This window comes from Microbacterium phoenicis, from assembly GCF_047302325.1.
Classification (GTDB): Bacteria; Actinomycetota; Actinomycetes; order Actinomycetales; family Microbacteriaceae; genus Microbacterium.
Genome location: NZ_CP154849.1, coordinates 195,446 through 218,105, shown reverse-complemented (window position 1 = coordinate 218,105; position 22,660 = coordinate 195,446). Strand labels below are relative to the sequence as shown.

Genomic DNA, 22,660 nt, shown 5'->3' with positions numbered 1-22,660 from the left:
TCAGCGGGGCATCGAGGGCCGCGCCTCGTGCGGGTCGCGGCGCTGCGGGATGAACAGGGCGACGCCCAGGGCGATCGCAGCGGCGCCGAGTCCGAGGGCGAACGAGAGCTGGAACGCGGCCGGGGTGGGAACCGCCACCCCGCCCCTGTCGACCGAGAGCGCAGCGAGCACCGCGCCGACGACGGCGGCCGCGATCGACGTGCCGAGTGAACGGAACAGGGCGTTCAGCCCGTTCGACGCTCCGGTCTCGTGCTGCGGCACCGATCGCATGATGAGCATCGGCATGCCGGCGTACCCGAAGCCGATACCGACGCCGATGAGCAGGTTCGCGACCAGCAGGTGCCAGACCTCCGACGCCCACAGCAGCGAGTAGCCGTATGCCAGGATGAGCGCGCTCGCGCCCATGATCAACAGGACCCGCGGGCCGATCGTCCGTGCGAGGCGACCCGAGAACGGCGACAGCACCATCATCACGAGCCCTGCGGGCATGACGATGAAGCTCGCCTGGACGAGGGTGAGACCGAAACCGCCGACGGATGCCGGCAGTTCCAGCATCTGCGGATACGACACGTTCGAGGCGAAGAGGGAGAAGCCCATCGCCACCGAGGCGAGGTTCGTGAGCAAGACGGCCGGCCGGGCCGCGACCCGCAGGTCGAGGAGCGGTTCGCGGATGCGGAGCTCGAACCAGCCCCACACGAGCAAGACGGCGAGCCCGCCGAGGCCGAGGGCGAGGGTGGCGGGCGAAGCCCAGCCCCACTCGTTGCCGCGCGAGACCGCGAGCAGGACGCCGGTGAGGCCGATGGCGAGGCCCACGGCGCCCGCGAAGTCGAATCGTCCGGCCGTCCGCAGGACGCTCGCGGGGACGACGGTGGCGACGAGGACGAAGACGACGACGCCGAGCCCCGCGGCCATCCAGAAGAGGACGTGCCAGTCGCTCGTCTCGGTGATGATCGCGCTGACGGGCATGCCGACGGCGCCGCCGACGCCGAGCGTCGCGGACATCAGGGCGATCGCGGCATCCACCCGGTCCTCGTGCAGCACGTCGCGCATGATCGAGATGCCGAGCGGGACCACGCCGGTCACGGCACCCTGCAGTGCACGTCCGACGATGATGCCGCCGATCGAGGGCGAGAGGGCGGCGATGACCGACCCCACGATGAGGAGCCCGAGCAGGACCAGGACGATGCGGCGCTTGCCGTACATGTCGCCGAGGCGACCCGCGATGGGCGTGGACACCGCGGCCGCGAGGAGCGTCGCCGTCACGACCCAGGCGGTGTCCTCACGGCTGGCGTTCAGCAGTTCGGGGAGCTTCGACTGGATCGGCACGACGAGCGTGAACATGAACGACGACGCGAGACCCGCAATCGCCAGGACCGCGACGATCGCGCCCTGTCGTGGCATCCGGGTGAGTCTGCGTCTGTCGTCCGGAGCCATCCCTCCAGGTTATCCCCGGCGGGGTGCCGGAGACGGGCCGCGGATCAGCCGGCGGAGCGCCAGGCGTCCGACTCCAGGTGCGAGCCCGCCTGCGGGCCCATCTGGAGCATGCCGCCGTCGACCACCCACGTCGCCCCGGTCACGTAAGACGACGCGGGCGAGGCGAGGAAGGCGACGACGTCGGCGATCTCCTCCGGCTTGCCGGGGCGGGGGATCGGGATGCCGGGGCGATGCGTGTTCTCCGCGTCCTCGGCATCCATGTCGTTGATGGGCGTCGCGATCTCGCCCGGTGCGACGGAGTTGACCGTGATGCCCTTCGCGCCGAGCTCCTGAGCCATCGTCTTCACGAGCCCTTCGAGACCGTGCTTGGACGCGACGTACGCGGCCGAGCCGACGCGGGGCTGCGAGCCGTGCACGCTCGTGACGGCGATGATACGCCCCTCCTCGCCGGAGTCGGCCATGAGGGTCGCCGCCGTGTGCATACCGACGAAGGCGCCGTCGAGGTTCAGGCCGACGACCGAACGCCAGCCGTCGATGTCCATGTCGAGGAACGGACCGCCGGTGCCGCCGCCCGCGTTGTTGACGAAGACGTCGAGGCCGCCGAGTTCGTCAGCGAGATGGCGGATCACGCCGGGCACGGACTCGAGGTCGGTCGCGTCGAACTGCGCGACGATGGCCTTCCGTCCGCGGCGACGCACCTCTTCCGCCGTGCCGTTGGCGCCCTCCTCGTCGGAGTGCCACGTGACGCCGACGTCCATTCCCGCGTCGGCCAGGGCGAGGGCGGTGGCCCGTCCGATCCCGGAGTCGGAGGCGGTCACGATGGCGCGGCGAGGAGAGAAGGTCATGGCTCGACGCTACGAACCGGGCAGCCGGCCCGGCACCGGGTTGACAGCCCCGCGGCCGCGGACGTATCGGGAGTGGGGGGCGTCAGCGCGAGCAGACGGCGCGCAGATGCGCGACGTCCTCCTCGGACAGCAGGGCGCGAGGCATCACGGCCACGGGTCCCAGAGCGGACCCGACCTTCAGCAGGAGGGCGTCGCCGGCGGCATCCACCCGGCGGAACGCGCTGAAGCGGATCTCACTCGTCCCGAGCGCGGACGTGGCGACCAGGGAATCGGCGGTCAGCGCGGCCGTCGGGGCGGAGCCGACGGGGTACGCGCGGTGGATGGAGGAGCGGACCGCCATCCACGACACGATCACGACGGCGCTGAGCAGGATCACCATGACGATTCCGATCCACGCCGCGCCGTCGCTGCCGGTCAGGGTGAGGAGGATGCTGAGCACGACGATCAGTGCAGTGAGGACCATCAGCACGATCCACGAGGGGCGCGTCAGCTGCCAGCGGAGGAATCCGCGCGCCAGGCGGGAGGCCAGCTGCTCGTCGACGACGAGCGACCGGCCTCCCTCCGGCGTGCTCACACGGCGTCCGGCGACGGTGCGTCGGCGGGAGCGGCCGTCTCAGCGGCGGATGCAGGCTCCGCCGTCCGACGGCGCAGCGGCGCGGCCTGTGACGCGGCATCCTGCTCGTTCTGCAGACCTTGGGCGATCCCGCGGCCGGTCGCCTGGCCCTGGATGATCCCGCGGAGGTCGATGCCGGTGGCCGCCTGAACGGCGTCGAACGTGGCGCGCATGCTCGAGGCGCTCTCGCCGGCGATGTGGCTCGATGCCCCCTCGCCGCCGAGCACCGTGATCGAGCCGACCTTGTCGAAGCCGCGGGCGAACTCGGTCATCAGCGGCACGAGCGCCTCGATGGCGCGCTGGGCGAGCAGCGCTTCTTGGTTCTGCGCGATGGCCGCGGCCTCGGCCTTGATCGCCTCGGCGCGGGCCTCACCCTCGAGTCGGACGGCGTCGGCGTCGGCCTGGGCGCGGAGGCGCGTGGCCTCGGCCTCCTGGGCGGCGATCTGCGCGCGGGCCTCAGCGGCCTTGACCTGCGTGTACGCGTCGGCGTCGGCGGAGCGCTGACGCTCGTAGAGCGAGGCGTCGGCGACCTTCTTGACGTCCGCGTCCAGCTGCGCCTGACGGTTCTCGGCCTGCTGCAGAAGGACGGCCTGCTCGCGCTCGGCGCGGGCGAGCGCCTCGGCCTGCTCGGCCTCGGCGCGGGCACGACCGACCTCGGCCGAGGCCTGGGCCGTGTTGCGGTCGTAGGCGGTCTGCTCGATGAGGTTGGCCTCGTCGGTCGCGATCTGGCGGGCCTTGACCTCGCGGGCCGCGTTGATCCGGGCGACCTCGGCCTCGCGGCGCACGCGCTCGACCTCGGTCGCGCCGAGGGCGTCGATGTAGCCGTTCTTGTCGGTGACGCCCTGGATCTGGAACGAGTCGAGGATGAGGCCCTGCGCCAGCAGGTCGCTCTTGATGCCCTCGGCGATCTGGTCCGACAGCTTCTGCCGGTCCTTCATGAGCTGCTCGACGGTCAGCGTGGCCACGACACCGCGGAGCGCACCCTCGAGCTGCTCGGTCGTGAACTGCTCGATCGCGCCGTCCTGCGACAGGAAGCGCTCGGCGGCGCGGCGGACGAACTCGGGGTCGGAGCCGATCTTCACGAGTGCGACGCCGCTGACGTTGACGGTGACGCCGTTGGATGCCTGTGCCGTCGGCTCCATCTTGATCTGCCGCGCGCGCAGCGAGATCATCTCGGCGCGCTGCGTCAGCGGGTTGACGAGCGCGCCGCCGCCGGTGATGACCGAGATGCGCGACGAGTCGCCCGACGCGTTCTTCTGGTTGCGTCCGACGATGACGAGCGCCTGGTCGGCCTTGGCGACCTTGTACCAGGCTCGCAGCACGACCATGAAGATGATGATGAAGACGATGACGGCGACGACGGCGATCGCGCCGATGACGAATGCCCCGCCGGTGACGAGTGCGTCCATATGTGATTCCCCCGAGTCTCGATGTCTCTGTGCGGCACGGTGAACATGCCCGCTACGAACGTATCGGTTACTCCAGCCGCGTGACGAGGTCGGTCACCAGCCGAGCTGTTCGACCACGCGCTTCTCGAGGATCGGCGTGAAGGACTCAGCCCAGGTCGCGGTGACGTGGCTCTTGTCGCGGTAGACGAGAACGCCGCCGATGACAGGCGAGCACCTGTCCTCGTTGCAGTACAGGTCGCTCAGGTCGACGAGGCGAGCTCGTGTCGTCGCGGCGACGGCGTCCGGCTGACCGTCGAAGTAGCGGAACGCCTCGCTGCGACGGATCGAGCACTCGCCTGCGGCGTCTCCCGGTTCGCTCTGGCTGACGCAGGTCAGAGCGTCGGCGGCCGGGACCGGGTTGTCACGGATCGCGATGATGGGGACGTCGGGGAGACGCTTCCACGCGCTGACGAGGCCCGCCACCGTCGCTTCCTCGAGCGTCTGACCGGCGGGCGGTTCGACCCGGCGGTCGCCGGCGGAGTTGGTGACGATGACGGCATCCGGCGGGTCCGCCTGCATCGCCGCGACGATGCCCGACCGCCACGATTCGCACCGTTCCCGGGACTCCTCCGACGGCGCCCCCTGCCGGGCGTCGGTCAGGTAGCAGCCGCCCAATCCGGCGACCTGCATGCGCCATCCTCGGGACTCCGCCATCGCGCGGTAGGCGCCGATGAGGGTGTTGTTGTGGGAGTCGCCGACGGCGAACACCGTGCGCGTCGGCTGGGGAGGGTCGACGAGGGTGCAGATGTTGGGGGTCCCGTCCTCCTGGGTTCCCCAGCAGTCGTCCCTGTTCTCGTCGTCGCGCTTCGCGATCGCCGGGTCGGGCATCACCATCGTGTTCAGGATCGGGTTCTCGCAGGGATTCGCCGTGTCCTGGGAGGCGGCGCCGAAGCAGCGCGGAGGATCGGCCCGGACCGCGCGGAGGGCCGCGACGTCGTCGACGGACTGCGACTGCAGCGCGACCAGGCCGGCGCCGACGATCGCCAGGACGGCGGCCATCGCGACGGCGCTCCAGACGGCGACCGTCCGTGGCCGTCGTCCGCCGCCGAGCAGGCGGGGTGAGAAGCGGACGGGTTCTTCGATGAACCGGGTGGAGATCCAGGCGATGAGGATGGTGCCGCACAGGATGGCGACCTGGTCGATCGTGCCCAGCGGTCGTTCGGTGACGTACGGGACGAGGACGATGAGCGGCCAGTGCCAGAGATAGATGGCGTAGGAAGTGGCGCCCAGGAAGGCGACCGGACGGAACGCCCCGACGCGAGCGAGACCCGAGCCGGCGGCCGTCCACAGCACGAGGCCGGTGCCGACGACCGGTAGGAGTGCCGCGACGCCCGGGAAGGGGATGTCGCCCGAGAGGCCGACGATCCCGAGCGCGATGATGGCGATGCCCACCCACGGTCCCGCCCGGCGGATCGCGGCGGAGCCCGCGGCCGGCGCGAACGCGAGGAGCGCACCTGCTCCGAACTCCCACGCGCGCGCGAACGTCGAGAAGTACGAGACGCTCGGGCTGGTGGACGTCAGCCACAGCGAGTAGACGAACGAGATCGCGGTAGCTGCGGCGATCACCACGATGATCGAGCGGCGACGCCGGTCCGCGTCGCCGCGGACCACCCACAGCGTCGCGAGCAGCAGGAGCGGCAGGAGGATGTAGAACTGCTCCTCGGCCGACAGCGTCCAGAAGTGCCGCACCGGAGAGGCGCTGTCGGTCGCGGCATGGTAGTCCACGGCTGACGCCGCGAGGAACCAGTTCTCGACGTACAGAGTCGCGGCACCCACTTCGCTGAGGAACTGCTGCCACTGTGCGCGGGGGACGACGGCGATGATGCCGACCGCGGTGGCGGCGAGCACGAGGAGGGATGCCGGCAGCAGTCGCTTCGCGCGCCGTGCCCAGAACGCCGCGAGCCGGATCCGCCCGGTCCGGTCGACCTCGCGGACGAGGTGCGACGTGATCAGGAACCCGCTGATCACGAAGAAGACATCGACGCCGATGAATCCGCCGGTGAGGCGTGCGGGCCAGAGGTGGTACAGGAGGACGGCGAGGACGGCGATCGCGCGCAGAGCCTGGACGTCGTGTCTCAGGTCGGCGGCGGGAGCCGTCGGCGTCGTCCCGATTCGAGGCGCGGCGGTCACGGACACCCGACGATTGTAGGGGCGGTGCAGATGCACGCATTTCAGCCGCGCGTGAGTCACCGGCGGACCTCTACGCTGGCGCCATGACGATGCCCCCGCCTCCTCAGCCGCCCTACGCCGTCACCCCTCCTCTCAGCCCGCAAGACGAGAAGCTCTGGGCGACTCTCGCGCACCTCGGCGGAATCGTCTTCTCCCCGTGGGGTGCCCTGATCATCTACCTGGTCTTCCGCGAGCGCGGGCCGTTCGTCCGCGCGCACAGTGCAGCGGCGCTGAATTTCCAGCTGACGATGATCATCGCCTCGCTGATCTGCATCCCGCTGATGTTCGTCTTCATCGGGTTCATCCTCCTGGCCGCGGTCGGCGTCTACGCCCTCGTGATCGAGGTCGTCGCCGCCGTGAAAGCGAACCAGGGGCAGTGGTACACGCCGCCCCTCAGCATCCGCTTCGTCTCCTGATCGTCGCCGTCCGGCCACGCCGGATCGGCCGGGGCGCCCCGATAGACTGACGGATGCCGCGCGCTGCGGCATCCGCGCTGTCGCGCACCCTCTTCACAACGACCATTGGAGCCACCGTGGCCGAGCAGTCCCGTCTCGACAAAGTCATCGCCCTCGCCCGTCACCGCGGGTTCGTCTTCCAGGCGGGCGAGATCTACGGCGGGTCGCGGTCGGCGTGGGACTACGGCCCCCTCGGCACCGAGCTCAAGGAGAACATCCGTCGTCAGTGGTGGCAGACATTCGTCCGCGGACGCGGCGACATGGTCGGCCTCGACTCCTCGGTGATCCTGCCCAAGCGCGTATGGGAGGCCTCGGGCCACGTCGCCACCTTCAGCGACCCGCTCGTCGAGTGCCTGCAGTGCCACAAGCGCTTCCGCGAGGACACGCTCATCGAGGACTTCGAGGCCCGCAAGGGTCGCACCGCCGAGAACGGTCTCGGCGACATCCCCTGCCCGAACTGCGGCACGAAGGGCCAGTACACCGAGCCCAAGTCGTTCTCGGGCCTCGTGAAGACCTACCTCGGCGTCGTCGACGACGAGAGCGGTCTGCACTTCCTGCGTCCCGAGACCGCGCAGGGCATCTTCGTGAACTTCTCGAACGTCCTCACCGCATCGCGCAAGAAGCCGCCGTTCGGCATCGGCCAGGTCGGCAAGGCGTTCCGCAACGAGATCACGCCCGGCAACTTCATCTTCCGCACGCGCGAGTTCGAGCAGATGGAGATCGAGTTCTTCACGCCCCCCGCCGAGGCGGGCGAGTGGTTCGACCACTGGGTCGAGGCGTGCTGGAACTGGTTCATCGACCTCGGCATCGACCCCGAGAACATGCGGCAGTTCGACGTGCCGAAGGAGGACCGCGCCCACTACTCGGCCGGCACCATCGACGTCGAGTACCGGTTCGGCTTCACGGGCAAGGAGTGGGGCGAGCTCATGGGTGTCGCCAACCGCACCGACTTCGACCTGTCGAGCCACATCGAGGCGTCCGGGCAGAAGCTCGCGTACTTCGACCAGGCATCCGGTGAGACCTACGTCCCGTACGTCATCGAGCCGTCCTTCGGTCTGACGCGCGCCATGATGGCCTTCCTCGTCGACGCCTACCGCGAGGAGGAGGTGCCGAACGCGAAGGGCGGCACCGACACCCGCACGGTCCTCGGCCTCGACCCGCGCCTCGCACCCGTCAAGGTCGCCGTGCTGCCGCTGAGCCGGAACGAGCGCCTGTCGCCGCTGGCGCGCAAGGTGGCCGACGACCTGCGCGCGAACGGCTGGAATGTCGACTTCGACGACGCCGGTGCGATCGGTCGCCGCTACCGCCGTCAAGACGAGATCGGAACGCCGTTCTGCGTCACGGTCGACTTCGACTCGCTCGACGACGACGCCGTCACGATCCGCGACCGCGACTCGATGGCGCAGGAGCGCGTGGCGCTGCCCGAGCTGCACGCGTACCTCGCCCCGCGTCTGCGCGGCGCCTGACCGGCGCTCCGTCGGGTCATTCCAGGACGGTGATCGTCGCGCCGGGGAGTTCGTCCTCGACGAGGCGTCGCTGAGAGTCCGAGAGGATGCCGCGCAGCACGTCGCGGTCGACGGCATCGAGGTCCGTCACGTACAGGCAACTCGCGCCGGTCGTGTGGGGTCCGAGTCGCGCGAGGGAGTCGGCGTGGGCGTCGGCGCGGTCCAGGTAGATCGTCGTGGCGGCGCGTCGCGGTGAGAAGCCGAGCAGCGGCATCTCACCCTCGGTCCCGCTCGCGTAGCGGTACCGGCAGGCGCCGAAACCGACGATCGATCCCGACCACATCTCGGGCGCGCGCCCCGAGACCTCGCGCATCAGCGCGACCAGGGCCTCGGCATCCGTCCGGCGCCGGCTCGGCGCGACCTGCGCGAGGAACTCGTCGACGTCGCGACCGGTGCGTTCCACGGGCTCAGCCCTTCTCGGCCTTCGCCGCCGCCTTCGCAGCCCGCTTGTGCTCGCGCACCTTCGTGAGCGATTCGGGCGAGACGATGTCGGCGACCGAGCGGAACGACCCCTCGTCACCGTAGGCTCCGGCGGCCTCCCGCCAGCCCTCGCCCGTGTACCCGTACTGCTTGCCGAGGAGGGCGAGGAAGATGCGCGCCTTCTGGTCGCCGAACCCCGGCAGCGCCTTCAGGCGCTTCAGGACCGTGCGGCCGTCGGGCTCGCCCTGGGTCCACAGGGCGGCAGCATCCCCGCCCCAGTCGTTGACCAGGGTCTGGCAGAGCGCCTGCACGCGTCCGGCCATGGAGCCGGGGAAGCGGTGGACGGCGGGGGTCTGGCTGAACGAGGCGGCGAACTCCTCGGGGTCGGCGGCCGCGATCTGCGCGGCATCCAGACCGCCCGTCCGCTCGCGGATCTTCAGCGGACCGGCGAAAGCGGTCTCCATCGCGATCTGCTGATCGAGCAGCATCCCGATCAGCAGGGCGAGCGGTTCGTCGGTGAGGAGCGCGTCGGCGGCCTCGTCTCCGGTGATGTGAAGGGCCATGACTCCATGTTCCCACCGTCCGCCCCGTGGCCGTGGGGGAGGATGGACGGCATGAGTTCCGACGCTGCCACCGACTTGATCTCGCAGGCGCACCGTGCGCGCGTCGCCGTCGTCGGCGGCGGCATCGCCGGTCTCGTCGCGGCGCTGCAGTGCGCCAAGGTCGGCATCTCCGTGACGCTGTTCGAGTCCTCCGACCGGCTCGGCGGGATCGTCGCATCCGCGGACCTCGACGGTCGGGCGACGGATGTCGCCGCCGATGGCTTCCGCGTCGCCCCGGGAGCCCTCGCCGAGCTCATCGACGAGCTGGGGCTGCAAGACTCCGTCGTCCCCGCGCGGGATGCCGACACCTGGGTCGCCGGTCCGTACGGCGTCGCACCGCTGCCGGCAGCGTCGATCCTCGGCATCCCGGCCAACCCATTCGACGCCCGCGTGACCCGGATCATCGGCGCGCGCGGATCGTGGCGCGCGTACGTCGACCGTCTGCGACCGCCGCTGACGATCGGAGCCGAGCGCAACCTCGGCGCCCTCGTCCGCACGCGCATGGGGTCCCGGGTCCTCGAGCGGATGGTCGCGCCGTTGACGTACGGCGTCCACGGAGTACCGCCCGAGCAGGTCGACGTCGACCGCGCCGCCCGCGGCCTCAACTCGGCACTCACCCGGACGGGGTCCCTGTCGGGAGCCGTCGCGCAGCAGCTCCCCGACGCGGATGCCGCCTCCCGCCCCTCCCGCGCGACCATCGACGGCGGCATGTCGGTGTTCGTCGATGCGCTCGTGCAGCGACTGGCGGATCTCGAGGTCGAGGTCCGCGTCGGTACCGAGGTCGGATCGCTCGCTCCCGCGGGATCCGGGTGGTCGGTGACCTGGAGCGCAGGCGACGAGAGCGGTGACCTCGACGTCGATGCCGTGATCGTCGCGACCCCGGAGCGTCCCGCGCGGCGCCTGCTCGCACCCCACGTGGGCGGCCTCGACGGCGCGCCCCTCTCTCCCGACGACGTCGACGTCGTGACCCTCGTGCTCGACGACCGTTCCCTCGACACCCGGCCTCGAGGTCATGCGGTCTACGCCGTGCCGGGCGGGGCCGCAGCCCTCGCGGTCGTGCACGCGACCGCGACCTGGCCGCACGCGGCCGGCGACCCCCACGTCGTGCGGGTGACGCTCCCCGAGAGCGGCGAGCCGGATGTCGCCGCGATCGCCGCGGCCACGTCGGCGGCACGCGAGCTCCTCGGCATCGACGCTCTCACCGTTCGCGCCGCGCATCGGGCCCGGTGGCCCCGCGCCCTGCCTTCCTCGGCACTGTCGCCGGCGCGCGACGATACCCGCCGCGCCGCCCGGACGAACGAGCGTCTGGGTGTCGTCGGCGCCTGGATCGACGGGACCGGTCTCGCGAGGGTCGCGGCCGACGCGAAGACCGAAGCAGAACGCATCCGGTCGGGGCTGCTGTGGCATGCCGACGGCGAGGGTGCCTCGACCTGAGCCCCCTGTCAAGGGTGGATGCCGCGAACGGAATGCGCCGATACGCTGGGTGCTCGGCACCACATCGCTTCGAACGTGAGGAATAGCCATGAAGGGCAAGATCGGAATCGTCGTCGGACTCACCGCCGGCTACGTCCTCGGGGCCCGCGCGGGCCGTCAGCGCTACGAGCAGATCAAGGACGCGTACCTGCGCGTCTACAACACGCCTGCCGTCCAGAAGCAGGTCGACAAGGTCACGGAGTTCGGCAAGTCCGCCGCCTTCGCGCTGCCGAGCGTCCTGTGGAGCGGCGCCGTCAAGGTCACCCGGGCCGCGACGACATCGGGCACGCCCGGCGAGAAGCTCGACGCGGCGCTCGACGCATCCAAGGATGCGGCCGACGACGTGAAGGATGCCGCCGAGACCACCGCCGACGCCGTGTCGAGCTCCGCGAAGAAGGCGACGGGCGGTTCGTCGTCGACCCGCAGCTCCGGCTCGACCGGCGGCTCCCGCAAGAAGTCCTCGTCCGCGTCATGAGCACGCCCCGCGGATTCCGGGATCGGCGCGACGAGAGCCTCCTCGGCCTCGTCGGTGAGCTGCCCGAGCTCGTCAAGAACCTGATCGTCGCCGAGATCAACGCGGCGAAAGCCTGGGCGACCCGCACGGGTAAGGATGCCGGCGTCGTCGCGCTGTGGTTCGTCCTCGCGCTCTTCTTCCTCTTCTGGACGCTGCCGGCCATCGGCGCGTTCACCATCATCGGGCTCTCGTCGTGGATGGCGCCGTGGCTGGCATCCCTCATCCTCGTCGTGCTCGGACTGCTGCTCGTCGTCATCGCCGCGCTCCTCGGATTCCTGAGGGTCCGGCGCATGAAGAACCGTGAGAACCCCGCGAAGGCCCTGTCGACCGACGCCCGAATCGTGAAGGAAGTGGCCGATGAGTTCTGATCTCCCCCGCACCGCCGTCCCGCTCGGGATCACCGACCCCGTCGAGCGCGCCCGCGCCGAGCTGAAGGCTGCTCTGGTCGCCATCGAAGAGAAGGCGAACGTCCCCAAGCGGGCGGCGCACGCCACCCGCCGCGCCAAGGTGTCGGCTCGCGAGTTCGCGGACCGCAACCCGACGGGTGCAGCGATCGCGGCCGTGGGCGCCGCCGTGGCCGTGGGCCTCCTCGTCTGGGGTGCCGTCCGCCTCTACACCCGCTGACGTCCCACGGCGTCGCCGGTGCCGACGCCGGGGGTATGCTCGGTTCAGGCAGCGGCGATGGCGCGATTGCTGCCGACGACACGGTCCCGAACGTGCGCGATCGCGCGCATTCTGCTGAGCGTCGGCCGTCTCGCGCAGGGGCGGCCGCCGCCTACACGAGAGTCGAACCATGAACACATCCGCTGCGACAGCACCGAAGCCCCTCAAGGGCTGGCGTGTGCTGGTTCCGCGCGGAGGTCCGTGGGGCGACAGCGTCGCCGCTGCGCTGCGTGCCCAGGGGGCGACGCCCGTCATCGCGCCGCTCATCAACTTCGCCCCGTCCGAGGATCCGACCGACCTCGAGTCCGCACTCCGCGACCTCGCCGCCGGTGCCTTCGATTGGGTGACTCTGACGAGCTCGACCACGGTCGACGTCCTGCATGCCTATCGCGCCGTGATCCCGCCTTCGACCCGGGTCGCCGCCGTCGGTGAGACGACCGCAGCGGCTCTGGGCGCGGTGGGGTACCGGGTCGATCTGGTGCCCGAAGACGACAACTCCGCGGCCGGAATGGCCGCCCAGCTCATCGCGCTCGAGGAGACCCCGACCCGCGTCCTGACCCTGCGCAGCGAGCTTGCGAAGCCGGTCCTGACCCGCCTGCTCGAGGAGGCGGGGCACGACGTGCGCAGTGTCGTCGCATACCGGACGGTGGGCGTCCCCGTGACCGAGAAGGTGGCGACCGATGTGAGGTCGGGACGCATCAACGCCATCCTCGTCACGAGCGGATCGGTCGCCGAGCAGGTGCACGAGCAGTTCCCCGAGATCCCGGAGTCGACCGTCATCGCGGCGATCGGACCCCGCACCGCCAAGGATGCGCGTCGCGCTGGGCTCGGCGTGAGCGTCACCGCGAAGGAGCAGACGGTCGCAGGGCTCATCTCCGCCGTCGGCCACTTCCCTCTTCCCCACGCGATCGACGAGCTCGCGCCTCCGACCGGCTCGTTCCCCCGCATCCAGGGCTGAGTCCCGTGGTCGAGACCGGATCGTTGTGGCCCCGGCATCCGTCTCACCGGAGCCGTTTGGCAGACTGATTCCATGGTGACGCTGCTGCTCGATTCGTCGCGACTGGAGGTCGCGCTCTCCGCCACGGAGCGCGTGCTGGCATTCCGGAAGGATGCCGTCAGAGTCGAGCGGGCGCACATCACGAAGGTGCAGCTGGTCGACGACCCGTGGTCGTGGCTGCGCGGCGTCCCGAACCCCGGCACGGTCGTCCCGCGGACGGTCGCGATGGGGGTCTGGCGCTCCGCCGGAGGCGACGACTTCGTGCTCGTGCGGCGACGTCGTCCCTCGGTCGTGATCGATCTCGAAGGCGATCCGGAGTTCCAGCGGCTCGTGCTCACGACGCGCCACGGGCTGGCGCTCGTCCAGGCGCTGCGGCTCGAGGGCGAGGACGAGCCCGTGGACGTCGTCCAGCTCGTGACGACCGAGATCCCGGTGCAGGACGGGGATGCCGCGGCGGCCCCGTCAGGGCGGACGCCCCGTCGTCGCGCACCGCGACCCGCCCAGGCCTGACCGGCTCCGCTCTCGGCCGGTCCTGGGGAGTCGCCCGGTAACGTTGCCCGGGTGAGTGAACGCCCGGCATCCCGTCTGCTCGTCCGCGCGGAGGGAAGCGTGGGACGCGTCACGCTCGATCGACCCGAGGCGATCAACGCCGTCGACCACGGCATGATCCGCGGGACCGCGGAGGCGCTCGACCGCTGGGAGCACCACCCTGACATCCGTCTCGTGCTCCTCGACGGCGCGGGCGAACGCGGGTTCTGCGCCGGCGGCGACGTCCGCACCCTCCGGGAGCAGATCCTCGCGGGGGATGCCGAGGCGGCGATGGGCTTCTTCCGCGACGAGTACGCGCTCAACGCCCGCATCGCCGAGTACCCGAAGCAGATCGTCGTCTTCGCCGACGGCGTCACGATGGGCGGCGGCATCGGGCTGGCCGGTCACGCCTCGGTCCGGATCGTGACCGAGCGCTCTCGCCTGGCCATGCCCGAGACGCGCATCGGCTTCACCCCCGACGTCGGCGGGTCGTGGCTGCTCGCACACGCGCCGGGGCGGATCGGCGAGTTCCTCGCGCTGACGGGCGGGACGATGGATGCCGCCGACGCGATCTACGCGGGGTTCGCCGACCACCTCGTCCCCGCCGACCGGCTGGACGACGTCCGCCACGCGCTCGTGACCCGTGCCGACCCCGACACCCCGACCGAGATCGCGATGCTGTTCGACGAAACCCCCGAGCCGGCGCGCCTCGCCGCCGCGCGGGAGTGGATCGACGACGCCTTCGCCGCAGCGTCCGTGCCCGAGATCATCGCCCGCCTGCGGGAGCGTTCCGAACCGGATGCCGGGGCCACCGCCGACCTGCTCGAGACCCAGGCGCCGACGGCGCTCACGGTGACCCTCGCCGCCGTGCGGTCGGCGCGCGGACTCCCGGATCTCCGAGCGGCGCTCGCGCAGGAGTACGCTCTCGTCGAGTGGTTCGGGCGCACACAGCCCGATCTCGTGGAGGGTATCCGCGCGCAGCTCGTCGACAAGGACCGCTCGCCGCGCTGGCAGCCCGCGACCCTCGCAGACGTCCCCGCCGACACCGCCGAGCGGGCGCTGTCGTTCACCCCGACCGCCCCGCTCTGGAGCTGACGTGTTCGACAGTCCCCTTTCCGCCTCGGCGTACGACGTCCTCGGGGTGTCCACCGACGCCAGTGACGACGACCTCCGCAAGGCGTACCGCCTGCGCCTGCGACAGACTCACCCAGATACCGGCGGAGACGCCGCCGAGTTCGTCCGGGTGCAGCGTGCATGGGAGCTCGTCGGGACGGCCGCAGCGCGTGCGGTGTACGACCGCGGTCACGGATTCACCGAGACCGTCTCGCACGCCCCCGATGCCGACGCCCCTCAGTGGCGCCCGCACGCCCGCCAGGCCGACACCAGGCCGCGCGCCCGGTCGTTCGGCCAGCCCGGGGGGTGGCGTCGAGAGCGTTACCTCGACCTGATCCGTGAATGGGCGGGTCGCGGTGTCGACCTGCCCGACCCGTACGATCCGGCGCTCGTGCGGAGCGCTCCGCACGAGGTGCGCCGCCTGCTCGCGGACGCGCTCGCCGAGGAGGCGACGGCCCGCATCGTCGCCGAACTCGGCATGGGCTACACGGTGTGGCACGACGTGGCCGCCGATCCGCGCGACCCGGACGTCAAGCTCGATCACATCGTGCTCGGACCGAGCGGACTCTACGCCGTGCTCTCGGAGGATTTCGGGGCTCCCGTCCGCACGCGCCGCGGCGAACTCGAGGGTGACGCCGTCGTCGGGTCACCGGTCGCGCAGCTCGTGCTCGCCGCGCGCGGACTCGGGAGAGGTGCCAAGGTGAAGTTCAGTGCGGCCCTCGTCGTCCTGCCGGACGACGACGTCGCGATGGCGATCGAGGAGCTCGGCAAGGTGAAGGGACTCCCCGTCGCCGTCGTCGCCCGCAGTGCGCTGGCGACGGTGCTGCGTCGCGGGGTCAGCGGGGCGCGTGAGATCGGCGGCAACGAGCTGTTCGATGTCCGGACCCGGCTGCAGCAGACCGTCCGGTTCGCCTGACCGCGATCGTCAGCCGCCGATCCCGGTCAACTCGACCGGATGGGTCAGGCGCCACCAGGCGTCCGGGCCGGGCAGGGCCTTCTCGATCATGACGGGGACCTCGATCTCGCTGGTGGGTCCCGTCACCGTGAGCGTGCCCGCGTCCGACCCGGCGGTCGCGTCCGCGTCGACGTCGAACGAGGTGGTGCTCTCGGCCGTCGCGCCGTTCCACAGCAGGAGCGACGCATCCTTCTCGGTGAGGAGCCGGCTCGTCGCACCCCAGGCGGTCGTGACCTCGCCGACCACCGTCCCCGCGGAGAGCGTCGACGGCGTCCCGGCTTCGGCGGCGACCGCGTCCAGCAGACGCTCCGTCTCCTCGAGGCGCGCGCTGCTGGTGGGCTGGCCGGTGACGGCGGCGAAGACCGTCAGCGGGGCGCCGTCCGCATCGACCCGCTTCGCGGCGATGAGGTTGTTGTACCCGGCGAAACTCCCGGTCTTCAGCCCGACGACTCCGTCGATGCCGAGGAGCGCGTTCGTGTTCTCGAACGATCCGGCGCCGGGCAGTTCCGCGGTCTTTGTACCGACGATCTCCGCGATGACGGGGTTCTCCATCGCCTTCTCCGCGAGCGCCACCATGGCCGACGGGGTGGCGACGTTGTCGCGGCCGTAGCCGGAGGCATCCGTCACCGTGATGCCGTCCAGCCCGTTCTCTCCGAGCCACGAGTTCGCCGCCGACGCGTAGTCGTCGACGGAACCGAACGCGTCGGTCGCGAGGCGGTTCGCGTAGTTGCTGGCCGACGCCATGAGCATGCCCTGGAGCATCTGGTACTCCGAGAGGGAGCCGTCGTCGGGCACGTTCAGGGCCGACTGGTTCTGGGAGACGTAGCGCCAGTACTCCTGCCGGTCCGCGAAGGTGAAGTCGTAGGCCGGCCCCTGCTCGCCGATGGTCAGCGGCTTCCGGTCGAGGACCACGAGCGCGGTGACGAGCTTGGCGGTGCTCGCCATCTGCACGCGATCGTCCGACGAGGTCGCCGATCGGAACCCATCGACGCCGACGGCGGCTTCTCCCTCCGCCGGCCATGCGACCGAGCTCGCGGCGCCCGACAACCGGGGGGCTTCGCCCGCCTTCGCCGTCACGTCGACGGCGGACAGCGGCCACAGCAGCATCGCGCCGGAGTACGCCCCGGCCAGCACGAACACGACGAGGACGGGGATGCCGATGATGCGGGCGCGGATGCGGCGGCGCCGTCGCAACGGCGGCAACAGGTCGTATGCCGCGGTCGATCGGGACGTCGCGACAGCGGATCGACCGTCGGCGTCCACCCAGCCGAGGGCCACCCGGCCTCCCGTGGAGAGCGTGCGGGTAGCGGCGTCGTCCACGGTCACCGGACAACGGTAGCGCGCCCAGGCTGTGGCTATACTCGAGCCACAACCACGGGAGTCCGGTGAGCCGGGCTGAGAGGAAGCGATCCACGCTTCGACCGTCGAACCTGATCCGGATCATGCCGGCGCAGGGAGGAGAGAGACAATGCACGCTGTCGCGTCCGAAACCGACACGCTCACGACCTCGTCACCGAACCGCTATCGCTGGCGGGTCGTCGACATCGTCGTCGCCGCCGTCCTCGGCGTAGCGGTGGGGCTCCTGTTCTGGTTCTGGAACGGAGTCGGCTACGGCTGGTTCGAAGTGATGGATGCCGCGACCCCCGGCCTCGGCGGCTTCGCCGTCGGCATCTGGCTGATCGGCGGGGTCATCGGCGGTCTCGTCATCCGCAAGCCCGGCGCCGCGCTCCTCGTCGAGGTGGTCGCAGCCATTGTGTCGATGATCATCGGCAACGTCTGGGGTGCCTCGACCCTGCTGTCGGGTCTCGTTCAGGGGCTCGGCGCGGAGCTCATCTTCGCCGTCTTCCTCTACCGCCGCTTCGGCATCGGTGTGGCGGCGCTCGCGGGCGTCGGTGCGGGTGTCGCCGCGTGGATCTTCGAGTTCTTCTTCGGCTCGTCGCCCAACATCGCGAAGACGCTCGAGTTCAACCTCATCTACCTCGGCACGATCATCGTCTCGGGCATCGCGCTCGCCGGTGTCGTCGGATGGCTGCTCGTCCGCGCACTGGCGAAGACCGGCGCGCTCAGCCGATTCGCCGCCGGTCGAGAACAGGCGGACGAGGTCTGATCGGCGGGTCCGGGCCGGCGGGCCTGCGCGCTCGCGGGTGGGGCTGGCGCTACGCCGGTCGACGACTCCCCGCCGTGCGGGACGTCGATCTCGACATCGCGCCCGGGGAGCGTATTCTGCTCCTCGGCGCGTCGGGTGCCGGTAAGTCGACCCTGCTGGCCGGGATGGCGGGCCTGCTGGGCGGGGACGAGGACGGGACGACCTCGGGACGGATGACCGTCGACGGCGCCGACCCAGCCGCTCAGCGCGGCCGGGTCGGGCTCGTGCTGCAGGACCCCGACGCGGGTGTCGTGCTCTCCCGCGTCGGCGACGACGTCGCTTTCGGGTGCGAGAACCTCGGCGTGCCGCCCGACCGCATCCCCGGGCGCGTGGACGCGTCGCTCGACGCCGTCGGGCTCGACGTTCCGCTCGACCGCGAGACGGCGAAGCTCTCGGGCGGACAGAAGCAGCGCCTCGCGATCGCCGGCGTGCTGGCGATGGAACCGGGCCTGCTCCTGCTCGACGAGCCGACCGCCAATCTCGACCCCGAGGGGGTGCGGGAGGTCCGTGCCGCTGTGGGACGGGCGGTGGATGCCACCGGCGCGACGCTCGTCGTCATCGAGCACCGTACGGACGTGTGGATCGACCTCATGACCCGCGTCGTCGTCCTCGGCGCGGACGGAGGTATCCTCGCCGACAGCACGCCCGCCGAGGTGTTCACCCGTCACGCCGAGACGCTCCTTGCGGCGGGCGTGTGGTTGCCGGGGCATCCCGTCGATCTGCCGGAGCTCCCCTCCGCCTCGGCCGGCGCCCCGGCTGCGCTCCGCGCACGCGGGCTCACCGTCTCGCGTGACGGGAAGACCCCGGTCTGCGCGGGGATCGATCTCGACGTCGCGGCGGGCGCGGCATCCGTCATCACAGGTCCGAACGGCGTCGGCAAGTCGACCCTGGCACTGACCCTCGCAGGACTCCTGCCGGAGTTCGCCGGGACCGTCGAGGCGGGCGCCGTCCCGGCCGGGCGGAAGGGCCTGCGGCCGTCGCGGTGGACGTCGCGGCAGCTGCTCACCCGCATCGGCACCGTCTTCCAAGACCCCGAGCACCAGTTCCTCGCATCGACCGTCCGTGCCGAGCTCGAGGTGGGCCCCCGTGCGCTGAAGCTGCCGACCGGCGAGATCGACGCCATCGTCGATGGTCTTCTCGACCGCCTGGGTCTCGCAGCCCTCGCCCGGGCGAACCCCTTCACCCTTTCGGGCGGGCAGAAGCGGCGGTTGTCAGTCGCCACCGTGCTGGCCACGGCACCGGAGGCCATCGTGCTCGACGAGCCGACGTTCGGACAGGACCGCCGCGGGTGGGCGAGCATCGTCGCGCTCCTGCAGGATCAGATCGGTGCCGGCCGCGCGGTCGTCGCGGTCACGCATGACGACGACGTCGTCCGGCTGCTGGGCGGGCAGCGCATCGACCTCGGGACGGTGGCGTCATGACCCTCGTCGGCACTGCGACCGCGGAACGGGACGCGTGGCTCGACGGAGTGAACCCCGCGGTCCGCATCCTGCTCGCGTTCGTCCTTTCGATCCCGTTGCTGACGACGATCGACGCCGTCAGCGCGGCTGTCGCGGTCGTGCTGCTGGTGCTCTGCATCCCGCTGACCGGCATCGGCTTCGGGACGGTCCTGCGCCGTATGGCACCGATCCTCGTCCTCATGCCTGTCGCGGGGCTCAGCATGCTGCTCTACGCGGAGCCCGGCGGGCGAATCTACGCCTCGTTCTGGTACGCCACGATCAGCGACGACTCCATCGCCTTCGCGGTGGCCGTCGGCATCCGCGTCATCGCGCTGGCTCTGCCCACGATCCTGCTGTTCAGCCGCGTCGACCCCATCGAGCTCGCCGCCGCGCTGGCGCAGATCGTCCGACTGCCGGCGGAACTGGTGCTCGGCGTCCTCGCCGGGACGCGCACGCTCGGGCTGTTCGTCGACGATTGGCGGGCCATGCGACTCGCGCGACGGGCCCGCGGCGTGGGGGACCGGAACGCCGTACGGCGGTTCTTCTCGATGGCGTTCGTGCTGCTCGTGTTCGCGGTGCGCCGGGGAACGCGTCTCGCGACGGCGATGGAAGCCCGCGGTTTCGGCTCGCCGATCGAGCGCACGTGGGCCCGCACCTCCCGCCTGTCATCGCGGGACGCTGTCGCGGTCGTCGGCGCCATCGCGATCATGGCGGCGGCGATCGCCGTCGCCGTGGCCGTCGGGTCGTTCCGGTTCGTCTGGATGTGACCCGGGGTCAGAAGGCGTAGGCGAAGCAGATCGAGCGCGGCATCGTCTCGGCGTACGGCTCGTAGACGGGGATGCGGGTGAACCCCAGCGACTCGTACAGGGCGACCGATTCCGGCTGCGGGATGCCGGTCTGCAGGATGACGCGACCGGCGCCCCCCGTGCGGGCACGATCCAGGGCGGCGCTCATGAGGGCGCGCGCGATGCCGCGGCCTCGGGCCGCGGCGGTCACGACGAGGCGCTTGATCTCCCACTCGTCGCCCAGGCGCCGGAGGATGACGTGGCCGGTGGGAGTGCCGTCGGCATCCACCGCGATGAGGGTCGCGACGATCTCGTCGGGATGCATCGCGAGCGCGCGGAATCGTGCGGTGCGGCGTTCGACCGGTTCATCACCGTGGAACCCGTCGTAGCGAGCGCCGAGGTCGGCATCCAGTTCGTCGCGGAGCGCCTTCGCGCGCGGGTCGTCCCACGCGACCTCGAGAAGGCGGAACCCGGTGCTCGTCCGTTCGCTCACCGGACGAGCCTAAGCGCCCTGTCGTGCCCGCGGGTCGGTGTTCGTCAGCGCATGATCCGACCGGACTGGTAGCGTCCGCGGTGTGACCGTCGGCAACGCTCCTTCTCGGCCGCGCCCTACCGGGGTCGGCGCGGTCCTGGCCGTCGCCGTCCTGCAGGTGATCGCGATCGTCGTGACTGTCGTGCTCTGGTTCTTCCACACCGTCTTCGCCGGTGGAGCGTGCGCGCCATCGTGCGACTGGGCGACAGCGGATGCCGCGGGCATGCTCCTCGTCTCGGCGATGGCGGCGAGCATCCTCGTCACCGTGTCCGCGGCGGTCGTCGCCCGGCGGACCGGTCGGGACCTCGCCTGGGTGCCGCTCGCCTCGACCGCCCTCGTCATCGCCGGCTACCTCGCCGCGGTGGCGCTGTTCGACGCCGCGGTGCGCTGAACCCTCAGGTCGCGTTCCAGAGGTCACGGTAGTACGCGAGGCGTTCCTCGTCGGGCTCGACGCCGTATGCCTCGAGCAGCAGGCCGTCCCAGCCGGGGCCGTAGTTCCAGCCGGTGCTCATCGCCGCGACGGCGATGTCGCCCCAGCGGTCGCCGAGGCCGAGCTGGCCCATGTCGACGTGACCGCTCCACCGGCCGTCGTCGCCGATGAGCGTGTTGGGGGCGCACGCATCGCCGTGGCAGACGACGAGCTGCTCGATCGGCGGACCATCGCGAAGCACGGCCGGCACCACCACGCCGCGCTCCGCCGCGTTCGCGATCCGCGACGGCACGGTCCAGTCGAACGGGCAGGATGCCACAGGCAGGCTCTCGTGCAGCGCGCGAAGACCCTCGCCGATCGCGCGGACCGCCTGGTCGGGCCGCGCCACCCAGTCGGGGTGCACCGCGGAGAGTCCCGCGATCGCTCGCGTGACGAGCCACTCGGTCTCGCCGTCGTCGCCCTGCTCGACGACGGTCGGTACGCGCAGGTACGGCGCCGCCCACGCCAGCCGCTCCGCTTCGTCGGCCATCGAGGTCTCGAGGTGCACGGGCCCGATCTTGATGAACCGCTCGTCATCGGTGCCCCACGTCATCCCGCCGAGCTGGTTCGTCCAGACCGGTGTCAGTGTCGCCCCGCGCGCCAGCCGGCGCGCGATCGGCGGCACCGGAGCGTCGGGCAGCGGAATCGACATCCCTTCATCCTGCCGTCGGCGGACCCGTTTGTCGTGCGCGTAGCTCCAGACGACTAGCCTGGAGGCATCCCATCGCCGTGGCACCCAGTCGCGCCATGCGTGGGACCCGATTCCGTTCGAAGGAGAGCGCATGGACATCGCCGGAGCATCCGCCCTCGTCACCGGGGGAGCCAGCGGCCTCGGGCTCGCCACCGCCCGCCGCCTCGCGGCGCAGGGCGCGCACGTCGTCGTCGTCGACCTGCCGTCGTCCGCGGGCGCCGAGGTCGCGGCAGAGCTCGGCGGCACCTTCGCGGCCGCCGATGTGACGGATGCCGCACAGGTCGAGACCGCCGTGGCCGCGGCATCCGCCGTCGCACCGCTGCGCGTCGCCGTGAACTGCGCAGGCATCGCGCCGCCCGCGAAGGTGCTCGCGCGGGACGGCTCACCGAACCCGGTCGCGGACTTCGAGCGGATCATCCGCATCAACCTCATCGGCACGTACACCGTCATCGCGCAGGCCGCGGCGGCGATGGCCGCGACCGTACCCTCGGCATCCGGGGACCGCGGCGTCATCGTGAACACGGCCTCCGTCGCCGCCTTCGATGGGCAGATCGGCCAGCCGGCGTACGCCGCGAGCAAGGGCGGCGTGCACGCGATGACCCTGCCGATCGCGCGCGAGCTGGCGCGCTCCGGCATCCGCGTGTGCACGATCGCACCCGGGATCATGGAGACCCCGATGCTCGCCGGCCTCCCCGAGGCCGCGCAGGAGTCCCTCGGCCAGCAGGTGCCGTACCCGGCGCGACTCGGCAGGCCGGATGAGTACGCAGCGCTTGTGGAACACATTGTCGAGAACGGTTACCTCAACGGTGAGACGATCCGTCTGGACGGCTCGATCCGCATGGCACCGAAGTGAGTGGAGACCCG

At 71.1% G+C, this 22,660-nt stretch carries 25 protein-coding genes and 1 riboswitch; of the genes, 15 read left to right on the top strand and 10 right to left on the bottom strand.

Translation table 11 applies throughout. The features are described 5' to 3' along the window. The 5 genes from ABCU91_RS01060 to ABCU91_RS01040 form a co-directional block, all read right to left on the bottom strand. Complete coding sequence (locus tag ABCU91_RS01060) at positions 1-1,401, bottom strand: MFS transporter (RefSeq protein ID WP_406923342.1); 1,401 nt, start codon at positions 1,399-1,401, stop codon at positions 1-3. 77 nt (positions 1,402-1,478) lie between these two features. Continuing rightward, the gene (locus ABCU91_RS01055) at positions 1,479-2,279 is read right to left on the bottom strand and encodes an SDR family oxidoreductase (RefSeq protein ID WP_413354431.1); all 801 of its coding nucleotides are present in this window, start codon (positions 2,277-2,279) and stop codon (positions 1,479-1,481) included. Between the two features lie 82 nt (positions 2,280-2,361). Continuing rightward, entirely contained in the window at positions 2,362-2,853 is a 492-nt protein-coding gene (locus tag ABCU91_RS01050; RefSeq protein ID WP_413354430.1) for a hypothetical protein, read from the bottom strand. After that, positions 2,850-4,301: an SPFH domain-containing protein gene (locus ABCU91_RS01045; RefSeq protein ID WP_413354429.1), complete on the bottom strand. Its 1,452-nt coding sequence runs from the start codon at positions 4,299-4,301 to the stop codon at positions 2,850-2,852. Before ABCU91_RS01045 ends, ABCU91_RS01050 begins: the two co-directional genes overlap by 4 nt. Positions 4,302-4,394: 93 nt before the next feature. Beyond that, positions 4,395-6,476, bottom strand: coding sequence for an acyltransferase family protein (locus ABCU91_RS01040; RefSeq protein WP_413354428.1), 2,082 nt, complete (start codon positions 6,474-6,476; stop codon positions 4,395-4,397). Positions 6,477-6,553: 77 nt separating this feature from the next. Between ABCU91_RS01040 and ABCU91_RS01035 the strand changes: the two genes are divergently transcribed. Continuing rightward, a complete protein-coding gene (locus ABCU91_RS01035) occupies positions 6,554-6,925 on the top strand; it encodes a DUF4870 domain-containing protein (RefSeq protein WP_413354427.1) in 372 nt (123 codons plus the stop codon). 116 nt (positions 6,926-7,041) lie between these two features. Then, positions 7,042-8,430, top strand: coding sequence for a glycine--tRNA ligase (locus ABCU91_RS01030; RefSeq protein WP_413355355.1), 1,389 nt, complete (start codon positions 7,042-7,044; stop codon positions 8,428-8,430). A gap of 16 nt (positions 8,431-8,446) precedes the next feature. Here the strand turns inward: ABCU91_RS01030 and ABCU91_RS01025 are convergent, their stop codons facing one another. Next, entirely contained in the window at positions 8,447-8,872 is a 426-nt protein-coding gene (locus tag ABCU91_RS01025; RefSeq protein ID WP_413354426.1) for a DUF1801 domain-containing protein, read from the bottom strand. A 4-nt stretch (positions 8,873-8,876) separates the two neighbouring features. Beyond that, on the bottom strand, positions 8,877-9,452 hold the full coding sequence (locus ABCU91_RS01020; protein ID WP_413354425.1) for an HhH-GPD-type base excision DNA repair protein: 576 nt from the start codon (positions 9,450-9,452) through the stop codon (positions 8,877-8,879). Positions 9,453-9,503: 51 nt separating this feature from the next. On the opposite strand from ABCU91_RS01020, the gene ABCU91_RS01015 reads away from it, so the two are divergent. From ABCU91_RS01015 to ABCU91_RS00980, 8 genes are all read left to right on the top strand, one after another. Continuing rightward, a complete protein-coding gene (locus ABCU91_RS01015; RefSeq protein WP_413354424.1) occupies positions 9,504-10,925 on the top strand; it encodes a protoporphyrinogen/coproporphyrinogen oxidase in 1,422 nt (473 codons plus the stop codon). An 88-nt stretch (positions 10,926-11,013) separates the two neighbouring features. Beyond that, on the top strand, positions 11,014-11,439 hold the full coding sequence (locus tag ABCU91_RS01010; RefSeq protein ID WP_406923351.1) for a hypothetical protein: 426 nt from the start codon (positions 11,014-11,016) through the stop codon (positions 11,437-11,439). Continuing rightward, positions 11,436-11,846, top strand: a complete 411-nt coding sequence (locus ABCU91_RS01005; protein WP_091357041.1) for a phage holin family protein — start codon at positions 11,436-11,438, stop codon at positions 11,844-11,846. Before ABCU91_RS01010 ends, ABCU91_RS01005 begins: the two co-directional genes overlap by 4 nt. Beyond that, the gene (locus ABCU91_RS01000; RefSeq protein WP_091357039.1) at positions 11,836-12,102 is read left to right on the top strand and encodes a hypothetical protein; all 267 of its coding nucleotides are present in this window, start codon (positions 11,836-11,838) and stop codon (positions 12,100-12,102) included. Before ABCU91_RS01005 ends, ABCU91_RS01000 begins: the two co-directional genes overlap by 11 nt. Positions 12,103-12,271: 169 nt before the next feature. Next, positions 12,272-13,099, top strand: a complete 828-nt coding sequence (locus tag ABCU91_RS00995; RefSeq protein WP_413354423.1) for a uroporphyrinogen-III synthase — start codon at positions 12,272-12,274, stop codon at positions 13,097-13,099. A gap of 72 nt (positions 13,100-13,171) precedes the next feature. Further along, on the top strand, positions 13,172-13,648 hold the full coding sequence (locus tag ABCU91_RS00990) for a hypothetical protein (RefSeq protein WP_413354422.1): 477 nt from the start codon (positions 13,172-13,174) through the stop codon (positions 13,646-13,648). Between the two features lie 51 nt (positions 13,649-13,699). After that, positions 13,700-14,761 (top strand): enoyl-CoA hydratase/isomerase family protein, encoded by a 1,062-nt coding sequence (locus ABCU91_RS00985; protein WP_413354421.1) that lies wholly within the window; start codon positions 13,700-13,702, stop codon positions 14,759-14,761. Between the two features lies 1 nt (position 14,762). After that, positions 14,763-15,695 (top strand): J domain-containing protein, encoded by a 933-nt coding sequence (locus ABCU91_RS00980; RefSeq protein WP_413354420.1) that lies wholly within the window; start codon positions 14,763-14,765, stop codon positions 15,693-15,695. A gap of 9 nt (positions 15,696-15,704) precedes the next feature. On the opposite strand, the gene ABCU91_RS00975 is transcribed toward ABCU91_RS00980, so the two are convergent. Next, positions 15,705-17,060, bottom strand: a complete 1,356-nt coding sequence (locus tag ABCU91_RS00975) for a D-alanyl-D-alanine carboxypeptidase family protein (RefSeq protein WP_413354419.1) — start codon at positions 17,058-17,060, stop codon at positions 15,705-15,707. A gap of 38 nt (positions 17,061-17,098) precedes the next feature. Beyond that, a riboswitch (TPP riboswitch) is annotated at positions 17,099-17,208 on the top strand. On the opposite strand from ABCU91_RS00975, the gene ABCU91_RS00970 reads away from it, so the two are divergent. The 3 genes from ABCU91_RS00970 (at position 17,203) to ABCU91_RS00960 (ending at position 20,086) form a co-directional block, all read left to right on the top strand. After that, positions 17,203-17,841: an ECF transporter S component gene (locus ABCU91_RS00970; RefSeq protein ID WP_406923357.1), complete on the top strand. Its 639-nt coding sequence runs from the start codon at positions 17,203-17,205 to the stop codon at positions 17,839-17,841. (Overlaps the previous riboswitch by 6 nt.) Further along, on the top strand, positions 17,760-19,301 hold the full coding sequence (locus ABCU91_RS00965) for an ABC transporter ATP-binding protein (protein WP_413354418.1): 1,542 nt from the start codon (positions 17,760-17,762) through the stop codon (positions 19,299-19,301). The genes ABCU91_RS00970 and ABCU91_RS00965 overlap by 82 nt, the downstream gene beginning before the upstream one ends. Then, positions 19,298-20,086: an energy-coupling factor transporter transmembrane component T family protein gene (locus tag ABCU91_RS00960; protein ID WP_413354417.1), complete on the top strand. Its 789-nt coding sequence runs from the start codon at positions 19,298-19,300 to the stop codon at positions 20,084-20,086. The genes ABCU91_RS00965 and ABCU91_RS00960 overlap by 4 nt, the downstream gene beginning before the upstream one ends. A gap of 7 nt (positions 20,087-20,093) precedes the next feature. Here the strand turns inward: ABCU91_RS00960 and ABCU91_RS00955 are convergent, their stop codons facing one another. Beyond that, on the bottom strand, positions 20,094-20,597 hold the full coding sequence (locus tag ABCU91_RS00955; RefSeq protein WP_413354416.1) for a GNAT family N-acetyltransferase: 504 nt from the start codon (positions 20,595-20,597) through the stop codon (positions 20,094-20,096). 82 nt (positions 20,598-20,679) lie between these two features. On the opposite strand from ABCU91_RS00955, the gene ABCU91_RS00950 reads away from it, so the two are divergent. Then, positions 20,680-21,027 carry a hypothetical protein gene (locus ABCU91_RS00950; protein ID WP_413354415.1) on the top strand — a complete coding sequence of 116 codons (348 nt, stop codon included), beginning with the start codon at positions 20,680-20,682 and terminating at the stop codon, positions 21,025-21,027. A 4-nt stretch (positions 21,028-21,031) separates the two neighbouring features. Here the strand turns inward: ABCU91_RS00950 and ABCU91_RS00945 are convergent, their stop codons facing one another. Then, positions 21,032-21,757, bottom strand: a complete 726-nt coding sequence (locus ABCU91_RS00945) for a phosphotransferase (protein WP_413354414.1) — start codon at positions 21,755-21,757, stop codon at positions 21,032-21,034. A 130-nt stretch (positions 21,758-21,887) separates the two neighbouring features. Here ABCU91_RS00945 and ABCU91_RS00940 point away from each other — a divergent pair, with 130 nt between their 5' ends. Then, complete coding sequence (locus ABCU91_RS00940; RefSeq protein WP_406923363.1) at positions 21,888-22,649, top strand: SDR family NAD(P)-dependent oxidoreductase; 762 nt, start codon at positions 21,888-21,890, stop codon at positions 22,647-22,649. Positions 22,650-22,660: the final 11 nt, after the last annotated feature.

What these genes read in the sequence shown, in the direction of transcription:
- ABCU91_RS01010 (WP_406923351.1), top strand. Translation starts at nt 11,014, where the DNA reads ATGAAGGGCAAGATCGGAATCGTCGTCGGACTCACCGCCGGCTACGTC.
- ABCU91_RS00940 (WP_406923363.1), top strand. Translation starts at nt 21,888, where the DNA reads ATGGACATCGCCGGAGCATCCGCCCTCGTCACCGGGGGAGCCAGCGGC.
- ABCU91_RS01020 (WP_413354425.1), bottom strand. Translation starts at nt 9,452, where the DNA reads ATGGCCCTTCACATCACCGGAGACGAGGCCGCCGACGCGCTCCTCACC.
- ABCU91_RS01015 (WP_413354424.1), top strand. Translation starts at nt 9,504, where the DNA reads ATGAGTTCCGACGCTGCCACCGACTTGATCTCGCAGGCGCACCGTGCG.
- ABCU91_RS01060 (WP_406923342.1), bottom strand. Translation starts at nt 1,401, where the DNA reads ATGCCACGACAGGGCGCGATCGTCGCGGTCCTGGCGATTGCGGGTCTC.
- ABCU91_RS00960 (WP_413354417.1), top strand. Translation starts at nt 19,298, where the DNA reads ATGACCCTCGTCGGCACTGCGACCGCGGAACGGGACGCGTGGCTCGAC.
- ABCU91_RS00970 (WP_406923357.1), top strand. Translation starts at nt 17,203, where the DNA reads ATGCACGCTGTCGCGTCCGAAACCGACACGCTCACGACCTCGTCACCG.
- ABCU91_RS01000 (WP_091357039.1), top strand. Translation starts at nt 11,836, where the DNA reads ATGAGTTCTGATCTCCCCCGCACCGCCGTCCCGCTCGGGATCACCGAC.
- ABCU91_RS00945 (WP_413354414.1), bottom strand. Translation starts at nt 21,757, where the DNA reads ATGTCGATTCCGCTGCCCGACGCTCCGGTGCCGCCGATCGCGCGCCGG.
- ABCU91_RS00965 (WP_413354418.1), top strand. Translation starts at nt 17,760, where the DNA reads ATGGCTGCTCGTCCGCGCACTGGCGAAGACCGGCGCGCTCAGCCGATT.
- ABCU91_RS01035 (WP_413354427.1), top strand. Translation starts at nt 6,554, where the DNA reads ATGACGATGCCCCCGCCTCCTCAGCCGCCCTACGCCGTCACCCCTCCT.
- ABCU91_RS01005 (WP_091357041.1), top strand. Translation starts at nt 11,436, where the DNA reads ATGAGCACGCCCCGCGGATTCCGGGATCGGCGCGACGAGAGCCTCCTC.
- ABCU91_RS01045 (WP_413354429.1), bottom strand. Translation starts at nt 4,301, where the DNA reads ATGGACGCACTCGTCACCGGCGGGGCATTCGTCATCGGCGCGATCGCC.
- ABCU91_RS00990 (WP_413354422.1), top strand. Translation starts at nt 13,172, where the DNA reads ATGGTGACGCTGCTGCTCGATTCGTCGCGACTGGAGGTCGCGCTCTCC.
- ABCU91_RS00995 (WP_413354423.1), top strand. Translation starts at nt 12,272, where the DNA reads ATGAACACATCCGCTGCGACAGCACCGAAGCCCCTCAAGGGCTGGCGT.
- ABCU91_RS01055 (WP_413354431.1), bottom strand. Translation starts at nt 2,279, where the DNA reads ATGACCTTCTCTCCTCGCCGCGCCATCGTGACCGCCTCCGACTCCGGG.